The organism is Pedobacter sp. HMWF019, from assembly GCF_003061025.1.
Lineage (GTDB): Bacteria > Bacteroidota > Bacteroidia > Sphingobacteriales > Sphingobacteriaceae > Pedobacter.
Map to the genome: position 1 here is coordinate 2,632 of NZ_QAIL01000406.1, position 7,300 is coordinate 9,931.

Annotated in this window: 6 protein-coding genes; 2 read left to right on the plus strand and 4 right to left on the minus strand. The window is 39.7% G+C overall.

What is annotated here, in order from left to right; translation table 11 throughout:
* Positions 1-286: 286 nt before the first annotated feature.
* Positions 287-2,689 carry an outer membrane beta-barrel family protein gene (locus tag DBR11_RS21835; protein WP_108554733.1) on the minus strand — a complete coding sequence of 801 codons (2,403 nt, stop codon included), beginning with the start codon at positions 2,687-2,689 and terminating at the stop codon, positions 287-289.
* An 83-nt stretch (positions 2,690-2,772) separates the two neighbouring features.
* Positions 2,773-3,858, minus strand: coding sequence for an AraC family transcriptional regulator (locus DBR11_RS21840; RefSeq protein ID WP_108554734.1), 1,086 nt, complete (start codon positions 3,856-3,858; stop codon positions 2,773-2,775).
* 138 nt (positions 3,859-3,996) lie between these two features.
* Here DBR11_RS21840 and DBR11_RS21845 point away from each other — a divergent pair, with 138 nt between their 5' ends.
* Entirely contained in the window at positions 3,997-5,310 is a 1,314-nt protein-coding gene (locus DBR11_RS21845) for a BamA/TamA family outer membrane protein (protein WP_233260861.1), read from the plus strand.
* On the opposite strand, the gene DBR11_RS21850 is transcribed toward DBR11_RS21845, so the two are convergent.
* Positions 5,307-5,789, minus strand: a complete 483-nt coding sequence (locus DBR11_RS21850) for a gluconokinase (RefSeq protein WP_108554736.1) — start codon at positions 5,787-5,789, stop codon at positions 5,307-5,309. The genes DBR11_RS21845 and DBR11_RS21850 overlap by 4 nt on opposite strands.
* Complete coding sequence (locus DBR11_RS21855; protein WP_108554737.1) at positions 5,786-7,102, minus strand: gluconate:H+ symporter; 1,317 nt, start codon at positions 7,100-7,102, stop codon at positions 5,786-5,788. The genes DBR11_RS21850 and DBR11_RS21855 overlap by 4 nt, the downstream gene beginning before the upstream one ends.
* 96 nt (positions 7,103-7,198) lie before the next feature.
* On the opposite strand from DBR11_RS21855, the gene DBR11_RS21860 reads away from it, so the two are divergent.
* The coding region (locus tag DBR11_RS21860; RefSeq protein WP_146186626.1) for a LacI family DNA-binding transcriptional regulator at positions 7,199-7,300 on the plus strand (102 nt) is incomplete at its 3' end.

Here is a 7,300-nt window from a genome sequence, read left to right on the forward strand (position 1 = left end):
ATAGGTAAAGCCACATGCATAATTTTTTGATTTTCTCCCTCTCCCGGTTGATAATCTTTTGGGACATCTCCAAAACGCATAACCGTAAGGAATTCCCCGCCAAATACAGATTTGTAGAAATTAAAGACCTCTTCACAATTATCTGTGAAAGTTAAATACGGATTCACTGCTGCCATAATATTCTGTTTTAAAGGTTAATGTCTATTGATTAACACAAAAATACCATATCAAACGCAAGAAACCGGGGGTATTTTAAGACAAAAACAAGGTCGATTGTGACGGTCGTTTACTGGGCACGATTATTTTCTGTTTGTCCTGTTGATTTGTTACTATACGTCATTTTATCCAGTCGTCCAAAAGCATAAGTAAGGGAAAGCCTGTAGTATTTATTATTGTTCTTTCTGGCATATTCTATATAGGTTTGCCCTATCTCATAGTGCCCGGCTGGTTTATCTCTCCGAAAAAGATCGTTAGCCATCAAGTTCAGCCTCAAAGACTTATTAAAAAAGTCTTTCTCTATCCCTATAGCTGTTAAAAGTTGTTCCTTACTGTAATAAAGCCCATCCGACTCCCCACCAGTATATCGAACCAACGTTTGCAGCCTAAAAACCTTTCCAATATTAAATGTATTGCTGGAATATATACTTAATTGAGGCCTCCCCTCCTTCAGTCCGAATAGAGCATCATCTGCTCCGAATTTGTCATAACTTATATTAAAGGTATTTGAGGAGGTCCACCAATTTTTATTCAGGGAAACAGATAATGACAAAAACCACGAATTAAGCTGCTTCAGATTCAAAGGCTTTAATACATAATCATTTTCCGTTTTCCCTCGCAACGCAGCCCAGGTGATCGGATCTTTTCTTTGACTATAGCCCAGCTTAACGCTATAAACTTTAAATGAAGCACCAATTTCAACCGCATTCGTTCTCTCGGGTTGTAAAAATGGATTTCCCTCTATCCTGGTATAGGCATCCTGATAAACACCAGAAGGATTTAATGCCTGGTATCTTGGCCTGCTGATCCTGGAAACATAGGAAGCCCTGATTTCTGATTGCCCTGACACTTTAAATGCGATAAAAGTGGAAGGAAAAAAATCAATATATTGATCTTCCATCTTTTGTAAGGTCTCTCCATCTGTTTCAAGCTGATATTTACTCCATTCAGTTCGCAATCCAATACCATACGTGGTCTTTTTCCCTAACAAGCCATTAAAATTCAAATACGCGGCCGGAATCAATTCCCGGTATTTGAACCAAGCAGATTGACGATCATCAGGCTCGAAATCAATTCCATTTTGAGCGATTAAAAAATCTGTGCCTGATCTGTTTGCTGCATAACCTAATTTCGCCCCAAGCTCAATCTTATTATGCCTATGAAATATCTTTGTATAATCCAATTGAACTGTCAAAAGTCTGATATTATAGCTCGATTTATTGTTCAACGTCCTCAATTGCTCCTGGCCTTCCACTAAATTGTCTTCCTTGATTCCATCATCCGTATTTGATCCATAACCTGCATACTGGCCACCAACAAAGAGCGAAGAGCCAAGGCTATCTATATTTTTACCGTAATTTAAAGTAACCGAATTGTTCCTCACTCTATTATTATTTGCAATATCACTTCTGAACAGTCCATCTATAGAAGTAGAAGTAATTGCATTTTCACTTCTTGTTCTACCTCCCAGATGGTTATAAGCTCCCGTATAGGCCGCCGAGATATAGCTCTTCTCATCCAGATCATATTGTCCGCCTAAATTATAATTGGAAAAATTCCGGTAGTCCCTATCCCAATCGGTCATCAGTACAGAAAGAAAATGGTCAGGCGTATTCAACCTTGACCGGGTGGTATTCAATATCTCCTTACCCTTACCCACTAATAGGCCGTAACTTCCTGTTAAAGAGAGCTTATTTTTCTTATAATTTAAGTCCAGATTGGTATTTCTACTTGGTCCGGTAAAATCTGAGACCGAAAGATACTGTTTCAAAGTCCCTTTGTATCCATCTGCAGTCCGGACAACAGTGATGACATTAATCACAGCCTTACCTTCTGCATCATATTTCGATGAGGGATTAGGGATGATTTCGATACTTCTGATGATAGAAGAAGAAACTGCAGACAGCTGCTCCATTGTAACCCTCCGCCCGTTCAGATAAATAATGGCCTCTCCCTTTCCTAAAACCGAAATACCATCGTCTGTAACAGCAACACCAGGTGATCTGGAGAGAATCTCTATAGCAGAAGTACTGTTAGAAAGAATTGTATTCGCTACGTTCACCTCCACTGTTCCATTTGCTTTGTTTCTAAACAACGGAACTTGCCCAACCACCTCTATACTGTTTAGAACTCTTTGATGGACCGATATCAACAGTTCTCCCACATCCAGCACAGGTCTTGCAGAATTAACCAGCAAAGGGCCATGATATTTTTTCAGGTATTCAACCGAGGAAATCAAAAGTATATAATTCCCATCTGTTACCTCATTCAATTGAAAATGCCCACTGGAATCAGTAAAAACATTTTTAACTATAGAAGAATCATTAGCCAAAAGCAACACCACTGTAGCAAATTCAATCCCCTGCCGGGTTTTCATATCCAAAGCTATTCCCTTAATACGACCAGACTGTGCCTGAGCATGTATCGTCATAGAAAAAATCAGGAAGAAAAGGATCTTAAAATTTTTGTGCATAAATATATATTAGGTTCTTTTTCTCAAAAGTCCCTAACAGATCCCGTTATGAGGTACTGCATTCACAAATCAGGAGTACGAATTTATAAATCTGTACTAACAGCTATATAACCTTCCCTGAACCTTTGCTGATACACAGCAGGCGTAGTTCCCTTGATCTTTTTAAATGCCGCAAAAAAAGTGGATTTAGAATTAAAACCGACATCATAACCAACCGATTCCAGGGTAAGCTGATCATTTGAAGAAATAATTTTACAAGCTTCCTGTATCCTGAATTCATTTACAAAAGTTGTAAAATTCTTGCCCAGGTTATCGTTAAGCAATTGAGACAGCTGATGCCCGGAAATCTGAATCCCCTTAGACAAATCATTCAACTTCAGATCCGGATCTTTATACACTTGTTTCTCCATCATCATTTTATCAAGCCTGACTAATAAGATACTTGCGTCCTGATCATTTACTTTTTTACCAGAATATTTATTTGGCGAAAGACTGAACAGATCATCTGTTTTGTTTCGATATAACAGGATAAAAATGATCAGGTACAATATGAAAGAAAAGACAACTGCACCAATAATATAAGAAGAAAAGGAAACCCTGACCAGCGCAAGAAAATAAAACAAGAAAACAATGATATTTCCAAAAAACACAGTAAACAGCCATGTTTCTGATGTCTTTAACCGCTCCTCTTTACTAAAGAGTTTTTTTAACCTTCCTTTAAGCAGTATACCTGTAGCCACCAGAAATACAAACCATTGAACATAAATGGCATTTGCAAAATAAGCATTCCAAAGATCCGGTCGACTTTCATAGGGAAACATGGCTCCAACAATAAGTACAAAGGCAATTAAGCCTACAAAGCACCACTTCCATGACTTTGGAACAATTTGGGCCTGAACCAAGGAGGATTTGATAAAGAAATATAAACACGGGCCTATAAAAAAGCAGGCAGATAGACCGATTTGCAAATAAATTTTAGGCAGATGACCATCGAAATAAAAAAGAACCGACTTACCAATCCTGATACTCAGCGCAAATAACAAAGCACCAAGGAAGTAATTGGCCAGGTATTTTTTCCGGGTAAAAAAAAGAAAATAAGCACTTAAGACCAAGCCATTAAAAGCACCAAGGGCACTAAAAAAGAATAAGAACTCTTTACCAGCATTCATATGATCTCTATAATTTTATTGAAATTTTCCTAAAAAATCAGCTTTTAAATATAGCGCTTATTCATGAAATAAAACTTTTTAAGGATTTAAGGGTTTTAAAACCAGACAACTACTTGATCAACAAACAATCTATAAATTTTGAAATTCAAATCTCTGAAAATTATATCTCTGATTCTATTCCTTTCCTGGAATAGTAATCTCTATAGTCAAACCCATACTTCCCTGGATTCCTTAAAAAAGTATTCTTTACAAAGGGATAGTCTGAAAAACCAAAAACCTTCAGACAGTACAAACGCACAATATGATATTGCAGACCTGCTTCACCATATTTTGCATCCCAATAAAAAGCCAAACCTGCAGCACAAAAAATCAGGTATCACACCCATGCCTAATTTTGCTTATAATCCCAGCATAGGTGCACAAATAGGTATCAAAGCTGTTGCCGGACGGGTACTGGGGCATGAGCCCAATACGCTGATGTCCATCGCTGCCACCTCTGCCTCCATCACCACAAAAGGCATTATTTACTTCTATCTGAGTCACAATATATACACCCCGGGAAACCGGTGGAATTTTCAGGGAAGCCTGGTCGTTGCAAAAACGGTAACACCAGATTTTGGACTAGGCATTGGACGCGCTGCAACCGACAGCGAGGAAAACCTGATTTTAAGTGATCCTGGACGTAAAGGCTATGTACTCCATGCCCTCTACTATAATTTTAGAGAAAAAGTATACAAGCAAATCATAGATAACCTTTTTGTCGGTGCAGGAGTTTCTTTTGATGTCAGAAGAAAGATTGAAAATACCGCGGATACCGCCAACCTGACCCCTTATAATATCTATAGTGACAGATATGGATTTAACCGCGGCCACTATTCCTCCAATGGACTTTTATTCGATCTTCAGTATACCACCCGCGACAATCAAAACCGTGCCTATAAAGGGATGTATGCAGATGCCGGTTTCCGTGTCAACCAGACCTGGATGGGGAGTACCAAAAGTGCCGTACAATTCAATACAGACTTCAGGAAATACTGGAGCCTTTCTGAAAGAAATCCGGAACATGTCCTGGCCTTCTGGAACTGGGGCTCTTATCTGATCAGCGGTGCCGTGCCTTACTTAGAACTACCTGGCACTGGTAAGGATACAGGTTTCCGAAGCGGAAGAGGTTATACCGTAGGCTATTTTAAGGCAACAAAGTACTTCTATTCGGAACTGGAATACCGCTTCCCGATAACCAGGAACAAATTTTTGAGCGGGGTTACATTTTTCAATATCCAAACCGCCAATGATGACATGGGAACAAAGCTTTTCGAGCAATGGCAACCCGGAGGAGGTGCAGGTTTACGCGTACTCTTCAATAAAGCCACCCGAACCAATCTGTGTCTGGACTATGCATTTGGCAATTACGGTGCACGTGGTTTCTTTCTGGGCTTAAATGAGGCTTTTTAAGCAATTTGTATCTGTAGCTGCTCCATCTGTACTGCTAACGAATCCTTTGCGCAAAGATGAATGCCATACTCAGGTGGCTCCAGTGTGTCCAGTTGAGATTTTAGCAGCAAAGGATTAAAAAAATGTCCTTTTCTGTTGATCAAACGTTGTTCAAGCGTCTCAAAGTCTGCTTGTATAAACACCCATTTGATTGGTATACCCTCATTTACACTCAATATTTTTCTGTACGACTCTTTCAATGCAGAGCAAGCCAGTACCGCTCCCTCCAATCCATTCCACAAAACGATATGCCGGGCCAGATCCTGGAGCCAGGGTGCCCTGTCCTCATCGTTCAGGGAGATACCGTTTTTCATTTTCTGAATATTGGATTCAGGATGAAAATCATCCGCGTCATAGAAAGGAAGATGCATTCTTTCTGCAAACAACTTACCCAGCGTGGTCTTTCCACAACCCGAAACCCCAATAAAAATATATATCATATAAATATGTTCAAAATCAAAACCCCTATTAAACCTACAACAGACACAATAGTTTCCATTAAAGACCATGACCTGATGGTATCCCGGATGCTCAAACCAAAATATTCCTTAAACATCCAGAAACCCGGATCATTCAAATGAGAAAACATCAAACTCCCCGCACCCGTAGCCAAAACCATTAATTCTGGGCTTACATGTGTAGATTGCATAATAGGAATCGCTATCCCAGCGGTAGTTAAGCCGGCAACCGTTGCAGAACCCAATGCCACCCTTATCGCAGCGGCAATGAACCAAACCAGTAGCAGTGGCGAAAATGGCAAAGCCAAAGCCAGTTTCGATATATAATCCCCTATTCCACCATCCACAAGTATCTGTTTAAATGCACCTGCTGCACCTATAATAAACAACAGCATCGTAATGCTTTTTAGGGCTTCTTCTGCCTGTTCCATCAATTCTTTCATCTTCAGCCCCTGCCTTATACCCATTGTATAAATGGCAAAAAAAGTAGAGATCAGTAAAGCAATGACCGGATGGCCTATAAATGCAATAAAGGAACCAACAGCAGAACCTTTTTCCAATATAGCCAGCGTAACCGTTGCCAGCCCAATCAAAAAAACAGGAAGAAGGCTCGTCATTAAACTCACACCAAACCCAGGTAATTCGTTTTCCGGACGAAATTCAAGGTTAAAAAGCCCCTTTGGCGGATTTGGTTTAATCTGTTTTAAGGTCCGTGAAAACAAAGGCCCTCCAATAATAATTGCAGGAATACAGATTAGCCCACCATACATCATCGTCTTACCTATATCTGCCTTGTATAAAATAGCAATCGCAGTAGCACCAGGATGTGGGGGCAAATAACCATGCGTAACCGAGAGTGCAGTGAGCAAAGGGATAGCCACATACAAAACAGACAAGCCCGTTGAAGCACAGATCATAAATACAAAAGGAACCAACACCACAAAACCAACATTATAAAACAAAGGAATTCCAACCAGCAAACCTGTAACCACCATGGCCCACTGAAGGTTTTTTACTCCAAAAAAACGAACCATATGCGTGGTAATCTGCTGCGCTGCTCCACCGTTGGCCAGCAATTTTCCAAGCACGGCACCCATCGCTAAAATTAATACCAACTGTCCAAGCGTACTGCCTATGCCCTCTTCTATAGATTTAACCACTGCAGTGCCGGTCATACCTTGCAGAAGCCCGGCAGCTATAGAAGTGATAATCAACGCAAATAAGGCATTGATCTTAAAGACCAGGATCAAACAAAGCAACAACAACACACTTCCTATCAGAATCGTCAACAACATATTTCTCAGTATTTTAAATGTAAGGTAAATATTATGTTCAATTTTTTACTCAACACCTTAACCAATTGTTATATATTTAAAAAATGTACCGTTACCATGATTAAAAAGAAGATCTCCATAAAAGATATAGCAAAACTTACAAATACCTCCATCACCACTGTATCTTTTGTTTTAAACGGCAAAGGCCGGATCAGTGCA

Excerpts from the sequence above, each read along its gene's own strand:
- DBR11_RS21855 (WP_108554737.1), bottom strand. The coding sequence starts at position 7,102 with ATGTTGTTGACGATTCTGATAGGAAGTGTGTTGTTGTTGCTTTGTTTG.
- DBR11_RS21840 (WP_108554734.1), bottom strand. The coding sequence starts at position 3,858 with ATGAATGCTGGTAAAGAGTTCTTATTCTTTTTTAGTGCCCTTGGTGCT.
- DBR11_RS21850 (WP_108554736.1), bottom strand. The coding sequence starts at position 5,789 with ATGATATATATTTTTATTGGGGTTTCGGGTTGTGGAAAGACCACGCTG.
- DBR11_RS21835 (WP_108554733.1), bottom strand. The coding sequence starts at position 2,689 with ATGCACAAAAATTTTAAGATCCTTTTCTTCCTGATTTTTTCTATGACG.